The sequence below is a fragment of the Streptomyces sp. CA-111067 genome (assembly GCF_050956065.1).
Classification (GTDB): domain Bacteria; phylum Actinomycetota; class Actinomycetes; order Streptomycetales; family Streptomycetaceae; genus Actinacidiphila.
Map to the genome: position 1 here is coordinate 2,511,208 of NZ_CP192103.1, position 24,622 is coordinate 2,535,829.

The 24,622-nt window shown below is 70.7% G+C and carries 20 protein-coding genes; 15 read left to right on the plus strand and 5 right to left on the minus strand.

All coding sequences use genetic code 11. The features are described from left to right. Positions 1-129: 129 nt before the first annotated feature. Together pepN and ACQPW6_RS10920 are read right to left on the minus strand one after the other, a co-directional pair. Positions 130-2,727: an aminopeptidase N gene (gene pepN, locus ACQPW6_RS10915; protein WP_433889375.1), complete on the minus strand. Its 2,598-nt coding sequence runs from the start codon at positions 2,725-2,727 to the stop codon at positions 130-132. A gap of 38 nt (positions 2,728-2,765) precedes the next feature. Then, complete coding sequence (locus ACQPW6_RS10920; protein ID WP_433889376.1) at positions 2,766-3,977, minus strand: hypothetical protein; 1,212 nt, start codon at positions 3,975-3,977, stop codon at positions 2,766-2,768. 131 nt (positions 3,978-4,108) lie between these two features. On the opposite strand from ACQPW6_RS10920, the gene ACQPW6_RS10925 reads away from it, so the two are divergent. Next, on the plus strand, positions 4,109-4,741 hold the full coding sequence (locus ACQPW6_RS10925) for a hypothetical protein (protein WP_433889377.1): 633 nt from the start codon (positions 4,109-4,111) through the stop codon (positions 4,739-4,741). A gap of 87 nt (positions 4,742-4,828) precedes the next feature. Next, positions 4,829-5,905 carry a Rieske 2Fe-2S domain-containing protein gene (locus tag ACQPW6_RS10930; RefSeq protein WP_433889378.1) on the plus strand — a complete coding sequence of 359 codons (1,077 nt, stop codon included), beginning with the start codon at positions 4,829-4,831 and terminating at the stop codon, positions 5,903-5,905. A 23-nt stretch (positions 5,906-5,928) separates the two neighbouring features. On the opposite strand, the gene ACQPW6_RS10935 is transcribed toward ACQPW6_RS10930, so the two are convergent. Then, positions 5,929-6,804 carry an RNA polymerase sigma-70 factor gene (locus ACQPW6_RS10935; protein WP_433889379.1) on the minus strand — a complete coding sequence of 292 codons (876 nt, stop codon included), beginning with the start codon at positions 6,802-6,804 and terminating at the stop codon, positions 5,929-5,931. Continuing rightward, positions 6,801-7,412, minus strand: coding sequence for a carboxymuconolactone decarboxylase family protein (locus tag ACQPW6_RS10940; RefSeq protein WP_433889380.1), 612 nt, complete (start codon positions 7,410-7,412; stop codon positions 6,801-6,803). Before ACQPW6_RS10940 ends, ACQPW6_RS10935 begins: the two co-directional genes overlap by 4 nt. 412 nt (positions 7,413-7,824) lie before the next feature. Here ACQPW6_RS10940 and ACQPW6_RS10945 point away from each other — a divergent pair, with 412 nt between their 5' ends. From ACQPW6_RS10945 to ACQPW6_RS10955, 3 genes are all read left to right on the plus strand, one after another. Continuing rightward, positions 7,825-8,103 carry a hypothetical protein gene (locus tag ACQPW6_RS10945; protein ID WP_433889381.1) on the plus strand — a complete coding sequence of 93 codons (279 nt, stop codon included), beginning with the start codon at positions 7,825-7,827 and terminating at the stop codon, positions 8,101-8,103. 71 nt (positions 8,104-8,174) lie between these two features. Beyond that, entirely contained in the window at positions 8,175-10,253 is a 2,079-nt protein-coding gene (locus ACQPW6_RS10950; RefSeq protein ID WP_433889382.1) for a hypothetical protein, read from the plus strand. Beyond that, the gene (locus ACQPW6_RS10955) at positions 10,243-11,316 is read left to right on the plus strand and encodes a hypothetical protein (protein WP_433889383.1); all 1,074 of its coding nucleotides are present in this window, start codon (positions 10,243-10,245) and stop codon (positions 11,314-11,316) included. Before ACQPW6_RS10950 ends, ACQPW6_RS10955 begins: the two co-directional genes overlap by 11 nt. A gap of 9 nt (positions 11,317-11,325) precedes the next feature. Here ACQPW6_RS10955 and ACQPW6_RS10960 read toward each other — a convergent pair whose 3' ends face one another. Then, complete coding sequence (locus ACQPW6_RS10960) at positions 11,326-11,862, minus strand: HNH endonuclease (RefSeq protein ID WP_433889384.1); 537 nt, start codon at positions 11,860-11,862, stop codon at positions 11,326-11,328. A gap of 233 nt (positions 11,863-12,095) precedes the next feature. Between ACQPW6_RS10960 and ACQPW6_RS10965 the strand changes: the two genes are divergently transcribed. From ACQPW6_RS10965 to ACQPW6_RS11010, 10 genes are all read left to right on the plus strand, one after another. Next, the gene (locus ACQPW6_RS10965; protein WP_433889385.1) at positions 12,096-13,145 is read left to right on the plus strand and encodes a mechanosensitive ion channel family protein; all 1,050 of its coding nucleotides are present in this window, start codon (positions 12,096-12,098) and stop codon (positions 13,143-13,145) included. Positions 13,146-13,390: 245 nt separating this feature from the next. Beyond that, the gene (locus ACQPW6_RS10970) at positions 13,391-14,617 is read left to right on the plus strand and encodes an ROK family transcriptional regulator (protein ID WP_433894495.1); all 1,227 of its coding nucleotides are present in this window, start codon (positions 13,391-13,393) and stop codon (positions 14,615-14,617) included. Between the two features lie 190 nt (positions 14,618-14,807). Next, positions 14,808-16,142 (plus strand): ABC transporter substrate-binding protein, encoded by a 1,335-nt coding sequence (locus ACQPW6_RS10975; protein ID WP_433889386.1) that lies wholly within the window; start codon positions 14,808-14,810, stop codon positions 16,140-16,142. Beyond that, positions 16,142-17,092, plus strand: a complete 951-nt coding sequence (locus ACQPW6_RS10980) for a carbohydrate ABC transporter permease (RefSeq protein ID WP_433889387.1) — start codon at positions 16,142-16,144, stop codon at positions 17,090-17,092. Before ACQPW6_RS10975 ends, ACQPW6_RS10980 begins: the two co-directional genes overlap by 1 nt. 6 nt (positions 17,093-17,098) lie before the next feature. Next, entirely contained in the window at positions 17,099-18,007 is a 909-nt protein-coding gene (locus tag ACQPW6_RS10985) for a carbohydrate ABC transporter permease (RefSeq protein WP_433889388.1), read from the plus strand. Further along, the gene (locus tag ACQPW6_RS10990; protein WP_433889389.1) at positions 18,004-19,266 is read left to right on the plus strand and encodes a 6-phospho-beta-glucosidase; all 1,263 of its coding nucleotides are present in this window, start codon (positions 18,004-18,006) and stop codon (positions 19,264-19,266) included. Before ACQPW6_RS10985 ends, ACQPW6_RS10990 begins: the two co-directional genes overlap by 4 nt. After that, positions 19,257-20,297, plus strand: coding sequence for an N-acetylglucosamine kinase (locus ACQPW6_RS10995; protein WP_433889390.1), 1,041 nt, complete (start codon positions 19,257-19,259; stop codon positions 20,295-20,297). The genes ACQPW6_RS10990 and ACQPW6_RS10995 overlap by 10 nt, the downstream gene beginning before the upstream one ends. A 265-nt stretch (positions 20,298-20,562) precedes the next feature. Further along, a complete protein-coding gene (locus tag ACQPW6_RS11000; RefSeq protein WP_433894496.1) occupies positions 20,563-21,993 on the plus strand; it encodes a hypothetical protein in 1,431 nt (476 codons plus the stop codon). Positions 21,994-22,049: 56 nt separating this feature from the next. Next, positions 22,050-23,078, plus strand: coding sequence for a glutamate ABC transporter substrate-binding protein (locus ACQPW6_RS11005; RefSeq protein WP_433889391.1), 1,029 nt, complete (start codon positions 22,050-22,052; stop codon positions 23,076-23,078). Positions 23,079-23,174: 96 nt separating this feature from the next. Next, positions 23,175-24,479: a hypothetical protein gene (locus tag ACQPW6_RS11010; protein ID WP_433889392.1), complete on the plus strand. Its 1,305-nt coding sequence runs from the start codon at positions 23,175-23,177 to the stop codon at positions 24,477-24,479. Positions 24,480-24,622 lie beyond the last annotated feature (143 nt).

Here is a 24,622-nt window from a genome sequence, read left to right on the forward strand (position 1 = left end):
CGGCATCTTGGCACTGGCGCCCGCCATCCGGTGGCCCGGGCGCGCGGTGAGCGCCCGGGCCACGGATGTTGCCGGTGATGTGCCGGTCGGGCCGCCTGCGCGGCCGCTGCCGGCCGGTGCCGGCCGGTGTCAGCTCGTGGCAGCCGCGTCGGCCGCCTGCGCCCGCAGGGCGCGTTCCACGCCCGCGCGGGACTCGATCATCAGCCGGCGCAGCGCCGGTGCCGGGTCGTTGGCGGCGATCCACGCGTCGGTCACGTCCAGGGTGGCCTGCGAGACCTGGAGCGTCGGGTACAGGCCGATGACGACCTGCTGGGCCATCTCGTGGCTGCGCGACTCCCAGACCTGCTTGACCGCGCCGAAGTACCGCTCGGTGTACGCGGCCAGCAGCTCGCGCTGGTCGGTCTGCAGGAAGCCGCCGATCACCGCCTCCTGGACGGCGTTGGGCAGCTTGTCGTCCTCGACGACCGACGCCCAGGCCGCCTCCTTGACCTCCGCGCTCGGCCGCGAGGCCCGGGCGGAGGCCGCATGCTGCTCGCCCGCCGAGGTCGGGTCGAGGGCCAGCTCGGCGTCGATGGCGGCCTCGTCGGCCCGCCCGGTGGCGGTGAGCCGGCCGAGCAGGGTCCAGCGCAGGTCGGTGTCCACCGCCAGGCCCTCGATGCTCTCGGTGCCGCCGAGCAGCCCGGCGAGCACGTCAAGCTGGTCCTTGGTGCGGGCGGTCGCGGCGAACGCCCGTGTCCAGGCGAGCTGGTGGTCGCTGCCGGGGGCCGCGTCCCGAAGGTGCCGCAGGGTGGCCTCGGTCCACCGGGCGAGCCCGGTCTCCCGCCACGCCGGGTCGGCGTACAGGTCGAGCGCCAGCTTGACCTGCCGGTGCAGCGACTGCACCACGCCGATGTCGGTCTCCTTGCCGATGCCGTGCAGCACCAGCTCCAGGTAGTCGCGGGTGGCCAGTTCGCCGTCCCTGGTCATGTCCCAGGCCGACGCCCAGATCAGCGCGCGCGGCAGCGACTCGGTGAAGTCGCCGACGTGGTCGCGGACCACCGCGAGCGACTGCTCGTCCAGCCGCACCTTGGCGTACGACAGGTCGTCGTCGTTCAGCAGGATGACGTCGGGCCGCGGGGTGCCGGCCGGCCACGGTACGTCGGTCAGCTCGCCCTCGACGTCCAGCTCGATCCTGGAGCCGCGGACCAGCTTGCCGTCCTTGAGGTCGTACGCGCCGATGCCGATCCGGTGGGGGCGCAGCACGGCCTCGCCCTTCGCGCCGGGCGGCAGCGCCGGGGCCTCCTGCCGTACCGCGAAGGAGGTGACGACGCCGGCCTCGTCCACGGTGAGTTCGGGCCGCAGGATGTTGATGCCCGCGGTCTCCAGCCACGCCTTCGACCAGGTCTTCAGGTCGCGGCCCGAGGTCTCCTCAAGGGCGCCCAGCAGGTCGGAGAGCCGGGTGTTGCTCCAGGCGTGCCGCTTGAAGTACGCCTGCACACCGGCGAAGAACTCGTCCTCGCCGACGTACGCGACGAGTTGCTTGAGCACCGAGGCGCCCTTGGCGTACGTGATGCCGTCGAAGTTGACCAGGACGTCGTCCAGGTCGTTGATCTCGGCCATGATCGGGTGGGTGGAGGGCAGTTGGTCCTGCCGGTAGGCCCAGGTCTTCATCGAGTTCGCGAACGAGGTCCACGAGTGCGGCCACTTGGAGCCGGGCGCGGCGGCCTGGCAGGCGATCGAGGTGAAGGTGGCGAACGACTCGTTCAGCCACAGGTCGTTCCACCACTCCATGGTGACCAGGTCGCCGAACCACATGTGCGCCAGCTCGTGCAGGATCGTCTCGCCGCGCACCTCGTAGGCGGCGTCGGTGACCTTGGAGCGGAACACGTACTGGTCGCGGATGGTGACCGCGCCGGCGTTCTCCATCGCGCCGGCGTTGAACTCCGGTACGAACAGCTGGTCGTACTTGGCGAACGGGTACGGGTAGTCGAACTTCTCCTCGAACCAGTCGAATCCCTGCCGGGTGACCTGGAAGATCGCCTCGGCGTCGAGGTGTTCGGCGAGCGAGGGCCGGCAGTAGATGCCCAGCGGCACGCTGCGGCCGTCGCCCTCCCAACTGCTGTGCACCGACGTGTACGGGCCGACGATCAGCGCGGTGATGTACGAGGAGATCCGCGGGGTGGGGTCGAAGACCCACACGCCGTCGGCCGGCGGCTCGGGGGTCGGCGAGTTGGAGATCACCGTCCAGCCGGCCGGCGCCTTGACGGTGAAGGCGAACGTGGCCTTCAGGTCGGGCTGTTCGAAGCTGGCGAAGACGCGGCGGGCGTCCGGCACCTCGAACTGGGTGTACAGATAGGCCTGCTTGTCCACCGGGTCCACGAACCGGTGCAGGCCCTCACCGGTGTTGGTGTACGCGCAGTCGGCGACGACCCGCAGCTCGTTGCGGCCGGGGCGCAGGCCGGTCAGGGCGATGCGCGAGTCGTCGAAGACGTCGGCGGCGGGCAGGGGGGCGCCGTTCAGCACGACCTCGTGCACGGTGGGGGCGACCAGGTCGATGAACGTGCTCAGGCCGGCGCCGGACGTGTCGGTGCCCGCGTCCGCGGCGACGTCGAAACGGACCGTCGTCACGGAGCGGAAGGTGCCGCCCTCCTGGGCGCCGCTCAGGTCGAGATCGATCTCGTATCCGTCCACGGTGAGCAGCCGCGCACGCTGCTGCGCCTCCGCACGCGTGAGGTTTGTACCTGGCACGGTTGGCCACTCCTTCTCGTCAGGTGAGACGGCCATCCTTACACGGTGGCCTCGGGACCGGGGGTGGGGATTTGGTCCGCGGGTCGGCCGGAGGGGGCCGGGGCGGCGAGCGGCAGCACGGTGAAGGCGGCGTCGCGGTGGGCGGCGGCGGGCTGGAAGGCGATCAGGACGCCCGCCCGGCGCGGGGTCCCGGGGGACTCGATCAGGCCGAGGAGCTCGTCCGCGAGGCGTTCGAGGCGTTCGAGGCGCTGCGCGTCCTGGGGTCCTTCGACGGTCAGCCGCGCGGCGGTCTCGCGGCCGATCGCGTGCAGGAGCAGGCCGTCCGGCGACACCTCGACGGCGGTGATCCGGTCGGCCCGCAGCCGGATGCCGTCGGCGCGTACCCACACCAGGGTCTTGTCGAGCGGGTGGCCGCCGTGGCCGCCACCGGGTGCGGCCTCCGGCAAGGCGGCCTCCGGGGAGGCGTCGGCCGCGAGCGCGATCCGGTCCTCGACGGCGTAGACCGACGGGTCCGCGGCGGCGTGCCGCAGCATCACCTGGTCGCCGGGCCGCAGCGTACTGGTCGCCGTCTTGTAGGTGGCGGCGACGGTGACGTCGAAGCCGTCGTCCGTGCTGAAGGCCAGGACGGGGGTGGTCAACTTTTCGCCGAGGTCCTTGGCCGGGTCCCGGCGTTCGCTGACGTCGATCACGCGCGCGGTCACCTGCTCGGGGGTGGCGAGAAGGTGCCGGCGCCGGCGGGCGGCGCGGCTCCCGTGCACCACCCCGACCGCGATCAGGACCGCCACCACCACCCCGGAGGACGTCCCGATCGCTCCTACGGGGTTGTCGAGGCCGAGGAGGGCACGGGCGCCCCACGACGCGGCGATCAGGATCAACGACGCGCCGAGGCCGGAGAGATTCGCGTCGAGCAGCGGCGGCGGCTGGTCGGCGACCCGGAAGTCGTCCGGCCGCCTGACCCGCCCGAAGGCCACCACCTCGCGCCCCGGCCAGGCCGCCGCCAGCCTCCCGGCCCTGCCGCCGCCGCCTTTGGTGACGCCCAGCAGCTCGCGCCGGCTGCCGGGATCCACGAACCCGATCTCGGCCGGCACCCCGTTCGACCACCCCGCCCCCGCCGCCGGCTCCCACACCCGCAGCACCCGCGCGACCCCCCGCCGCCGCCAGGGCCCGCGCACCAGATACCGCACCGCGCAGAACGCCCCGAACCCCCCGGCCACAACGGACCACACCCCAAGCACGACATCGCTCGCCATCCCCGCCCCCTCCCCGTTCCTCGTCCCCCGTCCCCACAAAGTGGACGACCGAACCCCCCACGCGGTTGCCCTCCGGCCCCGCCCTCTCAGGTGGAACCTGCCGCCGCCCAGGGTGAGTTAGCCTCCGGCGGGTGAGCTTCAACAACCTCGCGAGAGCGGTCCGCGACGAGGCGCTGCCCTACGACCGGCGGGTGACGCGGCTCCGGTCCTGCGTGCAGTTGTACCGGCCGATCGGCTTCCACGCGACGCTGAGCTTCCTGGAGGCCAAGGCGGGCCGCTTCAGCCGTGACGAGGGCGCGTTGCCGCGCGCGCTGGACGTGCTGGAGAGCAGCAGACACGCGTGGCATGCCGAGCTCCGGGCGTTCGACGATCTGCGGAGGCTCGCCAAGGGCCGGGGAGAACGCCGGCCGACGCGGGCCGGGCGGAACCCCTACGTGGAGATGTGGTGGTCGGGTGCGCCGCGGGAGGGGGCGCTGCACGCGCTGTCGTTCCGGCGCGACCAGCTTCGGACGCTCGCCGCCGGCGATCCGGTCGCCGCGGAGCTGGAACGCTGCGTCGCCGCCTGCCTCGAATCCGGTGGGTTGCTGACGGCAGAGGAGCGTTCGGTGCTGGCGGACTGCCGCCGGCGGCTCGGGGACCGGCAGAGCCCGGCCGCCTGGAGCGACGACACAATGGGCTATTTCAGGACCGCTGACCTGCTGAAGGTCGTCAGGCATGCCGAGGTCGCGGCAGCCTTCGGAGACGACCTGCGGCGGGAGATTTGACCAAGTCGTTACCTGACCGGACGCCGGAAGGGGTGAGAACCGGCCGGTACGTTCGGGGATATGACGCTCCCGGAAACTAAGCCTCGCTTGCGCAAATACCGCGATGTGGCCCCGGAGGGGGATGTCCCCGAGACCAGGACCACCGGGCTCGACCCGGACTTCTGGTATCCGTTCGCCCGGTCACGTGATCTGAAGCCGGGGAAGACGCTGGCGGTGAAGTTCGCGGGCACGGAGATCGTGCTCGTGCGGCCGGACAACGGGGGTGCGCCGTACGCGCTGGAGGACCGGTGCGCGCACCGGCAGGTGCCGCTGAGCATGGGGGTGGTCAAGGGCGAGCAGCTGCAGTGCGGATACCACTGCTGGGCGTACGACCGCAGCGGGGCGTGCGTGAGCATCCCGTACCTGGACCGGGGCAGGACCCTGCCCAACGGGGTGCGCGGCTACGGCTGCCGCGAGGCGTACGGCTTCGTGTTCGTCTTCCCCGGCAACCAGGAGCTGGCCGACGTCACCCCGGTGCCCGAGCTGCCGACGTTCGGCGACCGCCGGTACAAGACGCGGGTGCTCGACCGGGACATCGCCTGCCACTACTCGTTCATGCACGAGAACCTGATGGACATGAACCACCAGTTCCTGCACCGCAGCCTGATGGGCCGGATCCGGGCCAAGCTGCTGGACGTCCGCGAGGGCGAGGACTGGCTGGAGGCCGACTACTCCTTCTCCCGCACCGAGGGCAAGCAGTCGCTAGGTGAGCGGCTGATCATCGGCAGCGGCAACGACGACAAGTACGCCGACCTGATGACCATCCGCACTGGCTACCCGTACCAGACCCTGCGCTACTGGACGGACGGCAAGCGCGAGGAGCCGCCGGCCCTCGACCTGTGGAACGCGTACGTCCCCACCGACCGGGCCCAGCACCACAACCACACCTACGGCCTGATCATGATCCAGAAACCGCCGATCCCCGGCGTGATCCACCTGCTGTGGCCGGTGATCACCCTCTTCACCGAGGGCATATTCGGCCAGGACCGGGTGATCGTCGAGGCCGAACAGCGCGCGTACGAAACCCAGGGCGCCGACCTGAACAACGAGGTCTTCCCGATCATCCAGTCCCTGAAGGCCCTCCTGGCCCGCCGGGGCGTCCCGATCCCCCCGGCGGACTGCTGAGGCCCGGCCCCTCGGAGCGCGAGCTATCGGGTCAGGGGGGAGGGGTGGGTCAGGTGGGTGAGTTTTTGGGGGTTGCGGATCAGGTAGATGTGGGTGATCTGGCCGTTGGCCACCGACAGGGTCATTGCTGACGGGGTTTCGCCGGGGATCTCGATGCGGGCGGCGGGGGACGCGTTGAGGTGTACGGGGGTGACCCGGAGCGGGGGCGGCTGGGGGTGGTGGTGGGTGCGGGCCAGGATGCGGGCCACCAGGGCCGCTCCGTGGACCGGCTCGCGGGCCGCCGGGGCCAGGCCGCCGCCGTCGGCCGTCAGGATCACGTCGGGGGACATCACCTCGATCAGGTCCTGCAGGCGTCCGGTGTGCAGCGCCGCCAGGAAGCGTTCGACCACGGCCTGCTGCTCGGAGCGGCTCACCGGCACCCGCGGCCGGCGGGACGCCACGTGCTCGCGGGACCGCCGGGCGATCTGCCGTACCGCGGCGGCGGACTTCCCGACCGCCTCGGCGATCTCGCCGTACGGCAGGTCGAAGACCTCGCGGAGCACGAAGACCGCCCGCTCCACCGGTCCGAGCGTTTCGAGCACGGTGAGCATCGCGATCGAGACGCTCTCCGCGAGCTCGACGTCCTCGGCGACATCAGGGCTGGTCAGCAGCGGCTCCGGCAGCCACTCGCCGACGTACTCCTCGCGCCGCCGGGACAGCGTCCGCAGCCGGTTCAGCGCCTGCCGGGTGACGATCCGCACCAGGTACGACCGCGGATCGCGCACCTGCGCCTGGTCGACGTCCGCCCACCGCAGCCAGGACTCCTGCACGACGTCCTCGGCGTCGGCGGCCGACCCGAGCATCTCGTAGGCGACCGTGAACAGCAGGCTGCGGTGGGCCACGAACGCGTTCTCCGTCACGGGCGCGACCCCGCGCGGGGCTCGGTGCCGGGTTCGGTGCCGGGCTCGGTGGAGGGTGCGGGGCGCGCCGCGAGCGGGGTCTCGCACGCGTCGGAGTAGCCCTGCGACGTGACCCCGTTCGCGATGTTGCACCGGGTCGCCATGTTGGCGAAGCTGATGAACGCGGTGAGCTCGACCAGCGCCGCCGCCCCGAGCTGGTCGAGCAGGCTCGCGTACTGCTCGTCGGTGACGGTCAGCGGCGTGTCCGACATCGCCTCGGCGTAGCCGAGCACGTCACGCTCCAGCGGGCTGAACACCTCCGACTCCCGCCAGCGCGGCACCTGGCTGGCCTTGGCCAGGTCCAGCTTCTCGTTGCCCGCCTGGAAGTAGCCGACGTCCAGGCACCAGCTGCATCCGACCTTCGCCGCGACCGCCATGTGCGCGAACGACTTCAGGCTCGCGTCAGCCGCGTCCCACTCGCCCACCTTCGACGAGAACTCCAGGTTGGACGTAGCCACCACCGGACTGTTCCACATCACTTCGACGGGCTCCGGCACCGCGCCGAGCAGCCTGACCATGTTCTCGCTGAGCTCAGTGGGAAGCTCCGCCTTGGGAACGCGTACCGCCATGATGTCCTCCTCCGACGCCCGCGGACGTCTGCCGTATGTGCCATGAAGACACCGCCGCCCCGCCGGCTGTGACAGCCGGCGGAGACAACCAGCGAGTGAGCCGGCCGAGCCGGCTCGTTTGCCCAGCGGGGTTTGTACACGATGCCGTCGCCTGCTACGGACGCCATACGACTTCGGTTGCAATTGAGCAAAGCCGGTTCAACTGTTCGACGTGACGCATAGAGTGACGATGCACCAACACAGTGGCGTCGCGCCTCAGGATGACGCCCGAGTGACACAGGGGGCTCACCCGTGACCCGATGCACGGTGCCCGCCGTCGGGCTGACCGCCGCGGCGCCCCTCCCCCTCGCCGCATGCGGCGGCGGTACGACCCCGCAGGGGCAGCGTGATGAAAAGAGAGGACGAGTCGCGCGTGAGCACACCCAATGAAGAGAATCTGTGTCGAACGGACATGGGGAAGATCGAGTCCGACGTCTCCGACATCCGAACGGCAATCAAGAAGGTTCATGATGTGATGGGCGCCAAGACATGGGTGGGCGCCACGGCTGATATGTGGGCTTCGGACTTCAATGGGCGAATGACTTCATTAAGCCGGCTCTTTGACAGCTTCCCAGCAGAAGAACAACGACTGATCGCCAAGGCCCAGAAAGACCAGGCCGCCAGCGACCGGAAGTACCACGGGCACGCGTGACGTCTCAGACACCGCACAGTTCACGTCATACGGTGGATTGACTGTACGTCAACACTTGGGGGAGGACAGCGATGAGCGATTTTGCAGGGGTGGATCCGCATCAGTTACGGGTCTTGGCGAACCGACTGAAAGATCTCGCAGACGTGCTCGCCCGGGTCGCACCGACCACACGCAGTAAATTCAACGAGTGGGGTGGCACGCTCAACATCAGCCAGCTCCATCAACAGGCAGTGCAAGTAGGCGATGACGCCAAGAAAATGGCGCTGCGCGCCGACGAAGCCCTCAACCTTCTGCGCCAGCCGAACGGAGCCGCCTACTGCTCTCCGAACGGCGACTGGGTGAACATCCCCTGGGACACCGCAGACATCAATTCGGCGCAGGAGGCCCAGCAGGAGGCTGCGGCACTCAAGAGTGCACTGGACCATCCCAAAGACGCCGCATCGCGAGAGATCATTTCCCAGATGGGCCAGTCGCTTGCCGACCACCAAGGCGATTCGGCCTATATGACCGCCTTCATGCGGGCCGGAGGTATCGCTGACTCGACCCAGGTGGCTAATTCGTTGCTGGACAAGGACAGCGCGGAGAAGGGGTTCCCGCTGAGCAAGGAGTCGCAGCGGACGCTCGCGCAGTTCGGCAAGGCCACCCAGGTGATGTCCACTCTGGCAGTGAAGGGAGACTACCCCCGGCCCGCGCCGAACTACCTCGCGCCGCTGATCGATCCGCCCGACAGTTCGGTGTGGTCCACCGGCATGCTCTTCGAGTACGGGCCGCCCGGCGACGCCTGGAACCCCACAGTGCTGTCCGATGCCGGTACGCGCATGCTGGCATGGCGCGCGAAGCAGGAGGCGGGGCCCGGCGGGCTGCGGCCCGGTTATACCCCGCAGGCCGGGGGCAGCTCGTGGTACGGCTACGGCGCCAGCCCGTACAGCGGCCCGCAGCCCCACGCCTGGTACCAGGACATCGGCCTCGACCCGTCGATGAGCAACCCTGACCACGGCCAAGGGCTGACCAGCGCCATCATGGCGAACGACCCGTCCCTGGCCGTCATGAGGGCCCTCGCCCAGAACGCGCAGGCGTCACGGGACCTGCTCACCAAACCCGATGGCTTCGGCCTGAAGAACGCCCAGCAGTTGGTCGACCACACATGGCAGACTCCGGGCCCGAATGGAGACATCGACGAGTCCGGCCCGGTCGGCAGCATCCTCAACTTCGCGGCCACCGACCGCAGCCCCGCCCATATCGACCAGTCGGGGCAGGCCGCCGACAACATCCTGACAGCCGCCGCGAAGGAGAAGGACATCTTCTTCGACAAGAACGAGAACGAGCACAAGCAGGGCTACCGGCAGGACTACCCGGACTACCCCAAGGCCACCTCCATGGCGCTGGCCGGTATCACCGGCACGTGGGCTCAGGACCTCGGCAGTACGATCAAGACCGCCGACTCCGCCTCCCACACGCACGGCTACGACGCGCAGTTGCACGGTCTCGGGTCCAACTCCACCGACCTGGAGAACGTGATGCAGCTGTTCGTCAAGGGCAATCCGGATGCCGCCGCGATGTTCGACACCACCCTCCACGAGCAGGTGTCCGAGGCGGCCGCCGGGCCGGATCCTGATCATGACCTACTCACCATCGGCAACACCGCGGGGCTGTTCACCAAGGCGAAGGTCGCGGTCAAGTACAGCCAGGCGCAGCAGATCGACGAGGACCACAAGCGCAATCTCACCCTCCTCAACACGGCGGGCCTGTTGTTCGGCTTCGTCCCCAGTCCGCCAGGGAAAGCGCTGGCCAAGGGGCTCAAGTACTCCCAGAACCTCGCCACCATCGGCCGGACGATCGTGGCACCCACGCAGGACCCGTTCTCCACGGGGAACGCGGCTTCCCAGGAAGCGCTCAACAAGGGCGATGCGCGCGACCAGTACAAGTCTTTCTCTCCGGCCGTGGCGCAGGGCCTTGTCCGCTCGGGCAAGGTGAAACCTCCAACTGGCCACGTCTCGTGGTATGACCCGAAGACGAAGACCATCATGCCGAATGCGAACAAGGATTCCACCTTCAATACGTGGGCGGGCGACCAGTCCAGCTATGACGGTTACCTTGCCCAGTTCAAAGGCGGGTTCGACACCCAGGAAGGGGACGTCAGTGGCTCGTAGGAAGCGCGGGCGGGCCGCACAGCGGATCGGCGCGCTCGGTGCTCTCGTCGGACTGCTTGTAGGCTGCTCGGGCGGCGGTGGTAAGCACGAGACCAAAGGGCTGCCCGATCCGGCGCCGGGCACGGTGGCGGCATTCGACCTGGACGGCCTCGACAGCCGCTTCGAGCTGCAGCGCGATGTCAGTGACATTCCGGCCCTCAGTCACGTCACCTCCGGCCAGGAGGGAAACGCCTACGTGATGGACAGCGGTTCCGGACAGCCGATCGACATACTGCGCCTCACGTCCACGGGCACGGTCAGCCGGTTCGCGTCCATCGAATCCACCGCGATCCCGCTCGGGCTGGCTGCCCTGCCGGACGGTGTGCTGGCCGTCGGGCGCAAGGGCGGCTTGCTGCGTGTGGACGGTCACAGCACCCCCACGGTTCTGCCCACCGGACACCGCTTCACCTATCCAGTTCCGATCGGAGTTCGCCCGGACGGCTCACTCGTGGTCTTGGACGCCGACCAGGTCTGGTCCGTGAAAGACGGGCGCACGACCTTACTGGCCGGCGAGCCCTCGGACGGAGGCAGCGACGGTGCCGTGGACGGCTCAGGAACGACCTACGCGCTCCTGGACGGTAAGACCACGATCGCCGACTTGCTCGTGATCCCCCCGGGACAGCCTCCGCACGCCCTGCGCGTGATCGGACACCTGCCTGGCGGCTCCGCACCGGTCTCCGGGCTGAACGTCTATGCGCTCGCCGCCGCCGGCGACGACGGCTTCTATGCCACCGCAGGCACCCACGACGGCACCGCCGACTACCTGATCCACGTCCACGGCGCCGCGGCGGACGTGCTCGCGGCGTTCGGCGCGCCCGACAAGGCCGCGACGTGCGCCGCGGGGCACCGCTATCCCGCCCTCGGCAACCCCTGCGTCATGCCCTACTTCGCCCTCCCGCTCGGCGACCGGGTGCTGCTCGTCGGCCAGACCGACGACGCCGCGACCCCCGCCCTCGCGCTTCGCGCTCCCGCCGCGGGGGTCACGAATCGCCAGGTCAGGGGTACTGCCCCGGGAAATAGCTGAGCCCGGATCTCAGGCTGATATGCCGTCGATCCGGGCCAGGGCGTCATCCGCGCCGAACGGTTGCAGGTATGGCAGCCACCGCGGGTCCCGATGACCGGTCCCGATGATCCGCCAGGCCAGGCCGGATGGTGGCGCCGGTTGATGGCGCAGCCGCCAGCCGAGTTCCGCCACATGGCGGTCGGCCTTGACGTGGTTGCACCGTCTGCAGGCCGCGACCACGTTCTCCCAGGCGTGCTGGCCTCCGCGGCTGCGCGGGATGACGTGGTCGACGCTGGTGGCGGCGGCGCCGCAGTACGCGCATTTGCCGCCGTCGCGGGCGAACAGCGCCCTGCGGGTCAGCGGCACGGAGCCCCGGAACGGGACGCGGACGAACTTGGTGAGCTTCACGACACTCGGCGCGGGCAGCGCCTGGGTCTCGCTGTGCAGGTAGGCGCCGGATTCCTCTAGGCATATGGCCTTGTTGTTGAGCACGAGGACAAGCGCGCGGCGGAGCGGTACGACGCCGAGCGGCTCGTACGACGCGTTCAGGACCAGGACATGCGGCACGGATGCCTCCTTTAACGCCGGCGGCGCGTGGCTCGCGCCGGGACGATCTGTCTCAGTCTCTCCGGAAGGCGGCCCACGGCGCCACCATGCCCGGGTAACGGACCGAGGGTGTTTTGGGCCACACCTGTGGTTCTTCCCCCGCGGCGCGGCATTTCGTGCGGTGATCACGGCAACGAGACCACAACGTTCCTTCGTTAGTGTGGAGGCTTCGTTCTCCCCGGAGGTTGCCTACCTTGTCCACCGCGACGCCCCGTGACGGCGCGACACTCCAAGCCTTTCCCCACACCGCCGTGCAGGCGGGCAGCTGGATCGACGACAACTGGGCCGGGTGGCTGAACGCGGGTCTGCGGATCCTGCTGATCGTGGTGATCGCGGTCGTCCTGCGGGGGGTGGTGCGGCGGACCATCAGCCGGATGATCGACCGGATGAACCGGGGCGCGCTGGCCACCGCGGGCGCGGCGCTGGGCGGGCTGCTGGTCAACGCGGAGCGGCGCAAGCAGCGCAGCGAGGCGATCGGGTCGGTGCTGCGCAGCGTGGCGTCGTTCCTGATCCTGGGCACGGCCGCGCTGACCGTGCTGTCGGTGCTGAAGATCAACCTGGCGCCGCTGCTGGCCAGCGCCGGGGTCGCCGGGGTGGCGATCGGCTTCGGCGCCCGCAACCTGGTCACGGACTTCCTGTCCGGGGTCTTCATGATCCTGGAGGACCAGTACGGCGTCGGTGACGTGATCGACGCGGGCGTGGCCAGCGGCACCGTGATCGAGGTGGGGCTGCGGGTGACGAAGCTGCGCGGCGACCAGGGCGAGATCTGGTACGTGCGCAACGGCGAGGTCAAGCGGATCGGCAACCTCAGCCAGGGCTGGGCGACGGCCGTGGTGGACGTGCAGGTGGGCCTCGGCGAGGACCTGGAGCGGGCCCGGACGGTGATCGCGCAGACCGCGGAGGAGATGTCGAAGGACGCCCCGTGGGACGAGGCGCTGTGGGAGCCGGTGCGGGTGATGGGCCTGGAGTCGGTCGGCACGGAGTTCGTGGTGATCCAGACCCAGGCGAAGACGATGCCGGGGAAGGCCGCGGGTGTGGCCCGGGAGCTGCGCTGGCGGATCAAGCGGGCGTTCGACCGCGAGGGCATCGCGATCAGTGGCGGCGCCCCGCAGGTGACGGTCTCCGAGGCCGGCCAGACGGGCGAGGGCCCCTCCCCGTCCGAGGGCGCCGCCCAGGAGCCGGCGGGCTCCCCCGAGCCCCCGGGCATCGTGTCCGTCCCGCCGCCGAGCGCGGGAGACCGCTGATCCGTCCGCTCCGCTGAGGGCCGCAGAAAACCGGCGCCAGCCGCCGCCCGGCGTCCCCCTCCCGTCCATGAACGGCCCCCGGCCCCGCCGGGGGCCGTTCGCCTGCCCGCACCTGCGCGGCGCAGCCGACCCCGTTGATAACGACTTGGCTGCCGCGCCGCCGGGCCCCCTTGACGCTCTGCCGAAACCGGGCCTACCTTTCGTTTTGCCAATAGGAAACTTTCCTAACAGTGAACTGAGGGAGGATTGCGCGCATGGCTGGCACCCCCGGAACGCCGCGCGTACTGCGCGCCATGAACGACCGCGCCGCGCTCGACCTCCTGCTGGAGCACGGCACCCTGTCACGGACCCGGATCGGCAAGCTCACCGGCCTGTCCAAGCCGACCGCCTCCCAGTTGCTGGCGCGGCTGGAGGCGGCCGGACTCGTGCTGGCCACCGGCACCACCGCGGGCCGTCCGGGGCCCAACGCACAGCTGTACTCGGTCAACCCGGCCGCCGCGCACGTCGCCGCGCTGGACGTCACCACCGAGCGGATCAGGGCCGCGGTCGCCGACATCACCGGCCGCACCGTCGGCTCGTTCCGGCTGCCCACCCCGCACCACCGGGCCGGCAGCGCGGTGGAGCAGGTGGTGCGGGCCCTGGAGGGCGCGGTGAAGGCGGCCGGGCTCAGCCGCTCCGACCTGCACCGGGTGGTGATCGGCACGCCGGGCGCGTTCGACCCGAGCACCGGCCGGCTGCGGTACGCCAGCCACCTGCCCGGCTGGCACTCCCCCGCGCTGCTCGACGAGCTGGCTGCGGCGCTGCCGATGCCGCTGGAGTACGACAACGACGTCAACCTCGCCGCGGTCGCCGAGCAGCGGATCGGCGCCGCCGCCGGGCACGGCGACTTCGTCCTGCTGTGGAACGAGGAGGGCATCGGCGCCGCCGTGGTGATCGGCGGCCGGCTGCACCGCGGCTGGACCGGCGGTGCCGGCGAGGTCGGCTTCCTGCCGGTGCCGGGCACCCCGCTGGTGCGCAACGTCGCCAAGACCAACAACGGCGGCTTCCAGGAGCTGGCCGGCTGCAACGCGGTGCTGCGGCACGCCCGCGACCTGGGCATCGAGGTGCCGGCCGGCAGCCTGCCGGACGCCGCCGCCGACGTGCTGGAGCAGGCCGCCGACCGCTACCGGCAGGACGCGGACGGGCGGACCGGCCGGTCCGCGGAGCTGCTGGCCCGCTGCGCCACCGGCACCGCCGTCGGCCTGGCCTCGCTGGTCGCGGTGCTCGACCCGGAACTGATCGTGCTGTCCGGTGACGTCACCCAGGCCGGCGGCGAGCCGCTGCGGGCGCTGATCCAGGCCGAGCTGGCCGAACTGGCCGTGCCCAGGCCCCGGTTGGTGCTCGGCACGGTACGGATGCACCCCGTACTGACCGGCGCCCTGGAGAGCGCGCTCGCCACCACCCGCGACGAGGTGTTCGACACCTCGCGCTGACCACCCGCCACCCGCCCGCCGACCCCCGAGAACCGACCGCCGCAGCACCCGTACCACGTCCCGCACACCGCCGGCGGAACAGCGTCCCACGCCGTTCCGCGGGCACCGCACACCCTCGTTCCGCCCGCGGAACACCCTCGTCCCGCTCACGAACCCCCCCGAATCCCGGAGGTATAGCGCAGTGTCCCGTATGACGTCCCGTACGACGAAGACAGCCGCCGCGGTCGCGACCGCCGCCGCGATATCCCTGCTCGCGAGCGCCTGTACCGGCCAGAGCTCCAGCGGCGCCGGCGACGACGCCAGCAAGGAGACCACGATCACCTTCTGGCACGGCTGGACCGCGCCCAACGAGCTCAAGGCGATCAACGACAACGTCGCCAGGTTCGAGAAGGCGCACCCCAACATCCACGTCAAGGTGCAGGGCAACATCACCGACGACAAGATCAACCAGGCGCTGCGGGCAGGCGGCAGCAAGGCGCCCGACGTGGTGTCCTCCTTCACCACCGACAACGTCGGCCAGTTCTGCTCGTCCGGCTCGATGACCGACCTGACCTCGTTCCTGCAGAAGGACAAGATCGACCCGAACACCACCTTCCCCAAGCCGATGCTGGAGTACACCCAGTTCGACGGGAAGCGCTGCACGCTGCCGCTGCTCGGCGACGCGTACGGGCTGTACTACAACAAGAAGGAGTTCGCGGCGGCCGGCATCACCACCCCGCCGAAGACGATGACCGAGTTCAAGCAGGACGCGGTCAAGCTCACCAAGTCCAAGGGCGACTCGTACTCCCAGCTCGGCTATATGCCGAACTTCCACGGCTTCGAGAGCACCACCACCCACCTGGCGGCGCAGTGGGGCGTGAAGTACTTCGACGCGGCCGGCAAGTCGCAGGTGGCGAAGGACCCGGGCTTCGCCTCGATGTTCAACTGGCAGCAGGACATGGTGAAGTCGCTCGGCGGCTTCAGCAAACTGGAGAAGTACCGCAACACCTTCGGTGACGAGTTCGGCGCCAAGAACCCGCTGCAGACCGGCCAGGTCGCGATGGGCATCGACGGCGAGTGGCGGCTCGGGATGGCCAAGGACGCCGGGATGAACGACCTCGCCGTGGCGCCGTTCCCGGTGCCCGACGACCAGGCGAGCACCTACGGCAAGGGCTACCTGTCCGGCACGATCATCGGGATCGCCAACACCAGCACCAAGAAGAACGCCGCCTGGGAGCTGGTGAAGTTCATGACCACCGACACCGACGCGGTCGTCTCCTTCGCCAACGCGATCCACAACGTGCCCTCGACGCTGGCCGCGCTGAAGTCGCCCGAGCTGGACCAGGACCCGGGCTTCAAGACGTTCATCGACATCGCGCAGAACCCGAACAGCACCACCACCCCGCCGAGCATCAACGGCGGTGCCTACCAGCTGACCCTGCAGGACTTCGGCTACGCCTACGAGTCCGGCAAGTCCAAGGACCTGGCCAAGGGCCTGGCGGGCGTTGACACGCAGGTCAACAAGGACATCGCGCAGGCCAAGTGATGACCGCCGCCGTCCATCCCCTGCTGAAGGCCAAGCGGCGCAAGTCCGCGCTGCGCACCCTGGCCTTCCTGTCACCGTGGATCATCGGGTTCAGCGTCTTCTTCCTGTACCCGCTGGCCTCCACCGTCTACTTCTCGTTCATGCACTACAACGGCATCAACCCGCCGACCTGGTCGGGCGGGAAGAACTGGTCCTACGTCTTCAAGGACTACCCGTTCTTCTGGCCCGCGCTGCGCAACACCCTGTGGCTGGTCATCGTGATGGTGACGCTGCGGGTGGTGTTCGGGCTCGGCGTCGGGATGCTGATCACGAAGATCAAGACCGGTGCGGGCTTCTTCCGTACCGCGTTCTACCTGCCCTACCTGGCGCCGCCGGTCGCCGCCACGATGGCGTTCGTCTTCCTGCTCAACCCCGGTACCGGGCCGGTGAACCACATCCTGGGCGACCTCGGCCTGCCGACGCCCGGCTGGTTCACCGACCCGCACTGGTCCAAGCCGGCGCTGACCATGCTGGCGGTGTGGGGCGTCGGCGACCTGATGGTGATCTTCATGGCCTCGCTGCTGGACGTGCCCAAGGAGCAGTACGAGGCCGCGGAGCTGGACGGGGCCGGCGCCTGGCACCGGTTCCGCTATGTGACGCTGCCGAACATCTCGCCGATCGTGATGTTCGCGGTGGTCACCGGGGTCATCCAGACCATGCAGTACTACACGCAGCCACTGGTGGCCGGGAAGGTGGCGTCGGGGATCATCGGCAACTCCGGGCAGCAGATCGAGCCCGGCTACCCCGACAAGTCCACCCTGACGCTGCCGCAGCTGGTCTACAACCTGGGCTTCCAGCGCTTCGACTACGGATCGGCCTGCGTGATCGCGCTGGTGCTCTTCGTGCTGTCGATGGCGTTCACGGCGCTGCTGCTGCGCCGCCGCAACGGCTTCCTGTCGGCTGAGGACTGATTCACCATGACCCAAGCGACTCTTCCCGCGAAGGCGGCCGCGTCCGGCACCAGTGCCGGCTCCGACCCGCGGGCCAGGCGCGCCGCGCGGCGCAGGGACACCCTGCACTGGATCGCGGTGCACTCCCTGGGCCTTGCCGCCGCCGCGTTCTTCGTGCTGCCGTTCGTGTTCGTCTTCCTCACCGCGGTGATGAGCGACAACCAGGCACTGACCCGGGACCTGTGGCCGCATCCGTGGCAGTGGTCCAACTTCCGTACCGTGTGGGACACCCCGGGCTTCCTGACCTGGTGGCGCAACACCCTGATCTACGCGGTGGCCGGCACGGTGCTGACCGTGGTGTCCTCGCTGCCGGTGGCGTACGCGCTGGCCAAGTTCCGCTTCCGCGGCCGGAACCTGGTCATGGTGATGGTGATCTCCACCATGATGCTGCCGCCGCAGGTGGTCATCATCCCGATGTACCTGTTCTGGACCAAGCAGATGGGCATGGACGGCAGCCTGTGGCCGCTGATCATCCCGCTGGCGTTCGGCGACGCGTTCACCATCTTCCTGCTGCGGCAGTTCCTGCTCACCATCCCGAAGGAGTACACCGAGGCGGCCAAGGTGGACGGCTGCGGTGAGCTGCGCACGATGCTCACGGTGGTCGTCCCGATGATCCGGCCGGCCCTGGCCGCGGTGGCGCTGTTCCAGTTCTTCTACTGCTGGAACGACTACTTCGGGCCGCAGATCTACGCCAGCTCCAATCCGGCGGCGTGGACCCTCAGTTACGGACTGGAGTCTTTCAAGGGCGCACACCACACCAACTGGAATCTGACCATGGCGGCGACCGTTCTCGTGATGGCCCCGGTGATCGTGGTCTTCTTCTTCGCGCAAAAGGCCTTCATCGAAGGCGTGACCCTGACGGGAGTCAAGGGATGAAACTGGCAGTCGTAGGCGGCGGGTCCACCTACACCCCGGAACTGATCGACGGGTTCGCGCGGCTGCGCGACACCCTGCCGGTCGAGGAACTGGTCCTGGTGGACCCGGCGGCCGACCGGCTCGAACTGGTCGGCGGGCTGGCCCGGCGGATCTTCGCCAAGCAGGGGCACCCGGGGGTGATCACCACCACCGCCGACCTGGAGGCCGGGGTGGAGGGGGCCGACGCGGTACTGCTCCAGCTGCGGATCGGCGGGCAGGCGGCCCGCGACCAGGACGAGACCTGGCCGCTGGAGTGCGGCTGCGTCGGCCAGGAGACCACCGGCGCGGGCGGCCTCGCCAAGGCGATGCGCACGGTGCCGGTGGTGCTGGACATCGCCGAACGGGTCCGGCGGGCCGCGCCGGACGCGTGGATCATCGACTTCACCAACCCGGTGGGCATCGTGACCCGGGCGCTGCTCCAGGCCGGCCACAAGGCCGTCGGGCTGTGCAACGTGGCGATCGGCTTCCAGCGGAAGTTCGCCAAGGCGCTCGACGTCTCCCCGGACCAGATCCACCTGGACCACGTCGGCCTGAACCACCTGACCTGGGAGCGCGGGGTGCGGCTCGGCGGGCCGCAGGGCGAGGACGTGCTGCCCCGGCTGCTCGCGGAGCACGGCGACGACATCGCCGCCGACCTGCACCTGCCGCGGCAGGTGCTCGACCGGCTCGGCGTGGTGCCGTCGTACTACCTGCGCTACTACTACGCGCACGACGAGGTGGTGCGGGAGCTGAAGACCAGCCCGTCGCGCGCCTCGCAGGTGGCCGCGATGGAGAAGCAGCTGCTGGAGATGTACGGCGACCCGGCGCTGGAGGAGAAGCCCGAGCTGCTGTCCAAGCGCGGCGGCGCGTTCTACTCCGAGGCCGCGGTGGCGCTGGCGTCCTCGCTGCTCAGGAACACCGGCGACGTCCAGGTGGTCAACACCTACAACAACGGCACGCTGCCGTTCCTGGCCGACGACGCGGTGATCGAGGTGCCCGCCGTGGTGGACGCCACCGGCACCACCCCGCTGCCGGTGCCGCCGCTGGAGCCGCTGTTCGCCGGGCTGGTCGCCAATGTCACGGCGTACGAGGACCTGGCGCTGGAAGCCGCGCTGCGCGGCGGCCGGGACCGGGTGTTCACCGCCCTGCTCGCGCACCCGCTGGTCGGCCAGTACGAGTACGCCGAAGCGCTGACGGACCGCTTGATAGCGCACAACCGGGAGCACTTCGCGTGGGCCTGACATCCCGGGAGCCGCTTGTCCCCGGCGGTGTGCTGGCCATCGACGCGGGCAACAGCAAGACCGACGTGGCCCTGGTGGCCGCCGACGGGCGGGTGCTCGGCGCCGCCCGCGGCGGCGGCTTCCAGCCGCCGGTCGTCGGAGTGGAGGCGGCCGTGTCGGCCCTCGCGCAGATCGTCCGGCGCGCGGTGGCCGACGCGGGCCTGCCGGCCGACGCAGGGCTGCCGGCCGGGGCGGGCCCGGCCGGCGGCGGGGCGCTGCTGGTCGCGCACACCTCGGCGTGCCTGGCCAACGCCGACCTGCCGGTGGAGGAGGCCCAGTTGGAGGCCGCCGTGCACGCCCAGGGGTGGGCTCGCGGCACGAAGGTCGCCAACGACACCTTCGCGATCCTGCGGGCCGGCGTGGACGAGCCGCGCGGGGTGGCGGTGGTGTGCGGGGCCGGCATCAACTGCGTGGGGATGCTGCCCGACGGCCGCACCGCCAGATTCCCGGCGATCGGCCGGATCTCCGGTGACTGGGGCGGCGGTTCCGGGCTTGCCGAGGAGGCGCTGTGGCATGCCGCGCGCGCCGAGGACGGCCGCGGCGAGGCCACCGCGCTGGCGGCCACGCTGCCCGCGCACTTCGGCCTGACGTCGATGTACGCGCTGATCGAGGCGCTGCACCTGGAGCGGATACCGGCGGAGCGCAAGTACGAGCTGACGCCGGTGCTGTTCGCCACCTCCGACGCCGGCGACCCGGTGGCCAGGTCCATCCTGGACCGGCAGGCGGACGAGATCGTGGCGCTGGCCACGGTGGCGCTCGGCCGGCTCGGGCTGCTCGACGAGGAGGCCGACGTGGTGCTGGGCGGCGGGGTGATGGCGGCCCGCAACCCGTATCTGATGGACACCCTCGCCGACCGGCTGACCGCCCGCGCGCCCAAGGCGCGCACCCATGTGGTGACCGCGCCCCCGGTGCTCGGCGCCGGGCTGCTCGGCCTGGACCAGGTGGCCGCGCCGCCGACCGCGCACGCCGCGCTGCGGGCCCACTACGCCTGACCGGCCGCGCTCGTCCCCCTTCGGCGCCCCGACCCCCGCCGCCCGCTGGGAACCGTACGGTTCCGGCGCGCGTGTGGGGAGTTGGGGGGGTACGGCCGGCGGCCGGCAGCGGGCATGATCCACCGGTGCGGCTGGAGGTGGGATGGCCGCTACCGCCATACTGCTGGCCTAAGCGTGACTTCCGCGGACGCGGCAAGTCGGTTCCGGGGGAGGATATGTGACATACACGCCGACAGGGGGCGGGAATCCGGGCGTTCACGGCCAGGTGGGCGTGCCGGGGCCGCGAGGCGGCGTTCCGCTGCCCGCGCGCCCGCCGGCCGCGCCGCAGCCGCAGCCGCCGTCCGGCCACCCGCCGAGACGGCGTGCATGGGCCGAGCAGAGCCACCGGATCCGGCAGTCCGCCACCACCGAGCCGGGCCGGCTGCGGATCATCGGCGCCGTACTGGCCCTGCTGGTCGTGGCGTTCGGCGCGGTCACCGCGTGGCAGATCAGCGCGCGCTCCACCGCGGCCGACAACGTGGTGCACCACAGCGCCCCGCTGAGTGACGACGCCGCCTCGATCTACCGCTCGCTGGCCGACGCCGACGCCACCGTGGCCGGCAGCTTCCTCGTCGGCGGCCAGCCGCCCGCCGCGGACAAGAAGCGCTACGAGGGCGACATCAGGACCGCGGCCACCCTGATCGCCCAGGCCGCGGCCAACAGCGACGGCTCCCCCGAGGCCCGCGCCCAGATCTCCCGGCTCAACCAGCAACTGGCCCCCTACACCACCCTGGTGGCCACCGCGCAGGCCGACAACCGGCAGGGGCTGCCGCTCGGCGGCGCCTACCTGCGGTACGCCGACGCGCAGATGCGGATGCCCGGCGGGCTGCTCGACTCCGCCGACCAGCTCTACAAGACCGAGAACTCCCGGCTCAGCAGCGACTACGCGGACGCCAAGGCGCTGCCCTACGCCTCCTGGGTGCTCGGAGTGCTGGCGATCGCCGCTCTGCTGTGGATGCAGCGGCGCAACTACCGCCGCACCAACCGGGTGTTCAACCAGGGCCTGCTGGCCGCGAGCGCCGCCTCCGCGGTGGTGCTGCTGTGGCTGGTGGCCGGCCACACGCTGGCCAGGGCCGGCCTTGACGACTCCTACACGCACGGCGCCAAGTCGATGCAGGTGCTCAACAACGCCCGGATCGCGGTTCTCCAGGCCCGCGGCGACGAGAACCTGACGCTGGTGGCCCGCGGTTCCGGCGACAACTACCAGGACAGCTACGCCAAGGGCATGGTGACGCTGGCCGGCACCGACCCCAAGGGGGTCGGCGGTGAACTCGCCCAGGCACTGGCCCTCGCGGACAAGACCGCGGGCCGCACCCCGGTGGACACCGCGATCAAGAACGTGCAGACCTGGCGGGCCCGGCACGCCCAGGCGCACACCAGCGACCAGAACGGCGACTACACCGCGGCCGTCACCCAGGTGATCGGCGGCAACGACGGCAACGGCAAACCGGTGACCGCGACCACCAAGCAGTCCTTCACCGCGGTGGACGACAGCCTGGCGCAGGCCGTCGCGCAGGAGCGGAAAGAGTTCCAGAAGTCGGCCGACGACGGCCGCGGAGCGCTGTCGCTGCTGCCGCTGGGCGCTGCGCTGCTGGCGGTGCTGGCCGCGGCGGGCGCGCTGCTGGGAATCGGACGACGGCTTTCGGAGTACCGGTGAGTGGCGTGCGGAACGGATCAGGTGTGCGGAACAGGCTGGCGGCTGGGAGGCGGAAGGTGACCGGAAGCAGCTGGCGCGGCTGGGGCGGGGTGGGCGCGATGGCGGCGGCCTGCTCGCTGGCGCTCGCCGCGGCGTTGGTCCCGCTGCGTGACAGCGGCGGCCCGGTGGCCGCGCCGCCCGGCGGACCGCTGACGCAGGCCAGATACGCGTCCACCGAGGCCGCCCAGACCTGCGCGAACGGCCTGCCGCCCGAGCTGAGCCTGCGGCCGGACTCCGGCACCATGGACGGCCCCGCGGTGGCCAGGATCAAGAAGCAGGGCCGGCTGAAGGTCGGCGTGGACCAGAACAGCTACCTGTGGGGCTTCCGCGACCCGGCCACCGGCCAGCTGGCCGGCTTCGACATCGACATCGCGCACGCGATAGCCAAGGACATCTTCGGCGACCCGAACAAGGTGCAGTTCCTGACGGTGCCCACCAGCCAGCGGATCCAGAAGATCCAGAACCACGACGTGGACATGGTGGTCCGTACGATGACCATCAACTGCGACCGGATCAAGGACGTGGCCTTCTCCACCGCCTACTTCACCGCCGGCCAGCAGGTGCTGGCGCCCAAGAACTCCGGGATCAAGGGCTACGACGACACGCTGCGCGGCAAGACGGTCTGCACGGCGTCCGGTTCGACCGGCGAGGCCGAGCTGAAGGGCGGCCCCGGCAGCACCGGCGAGTCCGGCGAGCAGAAGTTCGGCCTGAAGGTGCTCACCGTCCCCAACCAGCTCGACTGCCTGGTCAGGCTGCAACTCGGCCAGGCCGACGCGGTGTTCACCGACAACGCGCTGGCCGCGGGCCAGGCCGCGCAGGACCCGACGGTGAGCCTGGTCGGCAGTGCCGTCACCGACGAGCCGTACGGTGTGGCCATGAACCTGGGCGACAGCGACCTGGTCCGCCGGGTCAACAAGGTGCTCGCCGACTACGCCGCGGGCGGTCTCAAGAGCGAGTGGAACAAGTCGTACAACAGGTGGCTCGCCGCCGATCTGCCGGCGGCTCCCGGCACCACTCCCGGCCCGCCGGCGCCGAAGTACAAGTAGCGTCTGTCCTGCGGCGGCCGGGAGGCGCCACGAGCGGCGGGAGGGCCCGGGGGGCGGGCGGCGGGCAGCACGGACGACCAGCGGGAAGAGGGTGTGATGGCGGTCGCGGGACCATCGGGGCCTGTGATGGGCCGGGAGGACGTGGACCGTGCCCTGGCGCGGCTCGACGCCGAGCACGAGGCGATCGAGTCGTCCCTGCTGGCGCTCCAGGACCACTCCGGCCGCAGGCTGCTCGAAGGCGCCGAGCTGACCGGGGTCACCAAGGAGCGGTGGGCCGAGACCGACGCGGCGATCACCGCGCTGTGGACGCACTTCGAGGCCTACCACGCCGCCCTGGACAGCGCCCGTGAGCTGCGCGCCCGCCGCCGCTGGCCGACCCAGACCGAACTGGTCAGGCTGACCGAGCTGCTGCGCGGCGAGGGCATCACGGTGGCCGGCGCCGAGGTGCCGGCCGGCGCCCGCTCGCTGACCGGTCCCGCCAGGCTGACCGAGCAGTACAGCCTGGAGCAGCTGCTGGAGCGGATGAACGGCTGGTACGACCACGCGATGGAGACCGTGTCGGCCGCCGACTCGGTGTGGTCGGCGCTGCCGGCCAGGATCGACCTGCTGGCCGCCGAGGCGCAGCGGGTGCGGGCACTGGCCGAGTCGGTCGGGGTACGGCCGGGCGCCCATCCGTCCGGTGACGAACTGGAGGGCCTGATAACGGAGTTGACACGGCTGCGGGCGCAGACCGTGTCCGACCCGCTGGCCTTCTGGCGGCCCCGCCCCACACCCGGCCGGCCCGACACCGGCCGCTACGAGGAGGCCGGCCGCCTGCTGGAGGAGATCCGCCGCGAGGTGGAGGCCGTGCTGCACGTACGGGACGACGCCGAACACCGGCTGGGCCGGCTGCGCGACGTGCTGGGACGGGCCGACCGCACCCTGACCGAGGCGCGCAGCGCCCGGGTCGAGGTGCTCTCCAAGATCCTCGCCTCCGATGTGCCGGCCGTCAGCGGGCCGTCCGCCGAACTGCACGAACGGCTCGCCGCCGCCGAGGACTTCACCAGGTCCTCGCAGTGGCACCGGCTCTCCCCGCTGCTCGACAGCCTGGAGGAGCGCGCCGACGACGAGCTGCTGCGGGCCCGCGAGTCGCTGACCGCGGTCACCGCGCCGCTGGCCGTCCGCGCCGAGCTGCGCGGCCGGCTCGACGCCTACCGGGCCAAGGTGGCCCGGCTCGGCATGGCCGAGGACCCGCTGCTGATCGAACGCTACGACCAGGCCCGCCGGCTGCTGTGGTCCGCGCCGTGCGACCTGGCCGCCGCCGAGCGCACCGTGCAGCGCTACCAGCAGGCGGTGGCCGACACGGTCGCGCCGCGACCCCCGGCGGCGGGCGGCCCGCAGGACCGGCGGGGTCCGCAGTGACAGGTGCAACCGGCGGGTACGCCATGGCCGTCTCAGCGGGTGGGGGTGCCGCCGGTCGCGCCGGTGCCGTCGTCCGTACCGGTGACGGTGTTCGTACAGGGGCTATCGGACGTGTGGATGTCACCGGTCGTACGGGTGTCGTC

Coding starts and splice junctions, on each gene's coding strand:
- ACQPW6_RS10950 (WP_433889382.1), top strand. CDS start 8,175: ATGAGCGATTTTGCAGGGGTGGATCCGCATCAGTTACGGGTCTTGGCG.
- ACQPW6_RS10980 (WP_433889387.1), top strand. CDS start 16,142: ATGACCGCCGCCGTCCATCCCCTGCTGAAGGCCAAGCGGCGCAAGTCC.
- ACQPW6_RS10940 (WP_433889380.1), bottom strand. CDS start 7,412: ATGGCGGTACGCGTTCCCAAGGCGGAGCTTCCCACTGAGCTCAGCGAG.
- ACQPW6_RS10990 (WP_433889389.1), top strand. CDS start 18,004: ATGAAACTGGCAGTCGTAGGCGGCGGGTCCACCTACACCCCGGAACTG.
- ACQPW6_RS11010 (WP_433889392.1), top strand. CDS start 23,175: ATGGCGGTCGCGGGACCATCGGGGCCTGTGATGGGCCGGGAGGACGTG.
- ACQPW6_RS10985 (WP_433889388.1), top strand. CDS start 17,099: ATGACCCAAGCGACTCTTCCCGCGAAGGCGGCCGCGTCCGGCACCAGT.
- ACQPW6_RS10920 (WP_433889376.1), bottom strand. CDS start 3,977: ATGGCGAGCGATGTCGTGCTTGGGGTGTGGTCCGTTGTGGCCGGGGGG.
- ACQPW6_RS10975 (WP_433889386.1), top strand. CDS start 14,808: ATGACGTCCCGTACGACGAAGACAGCCGCCGCGGTCGCGACCGCCGCC.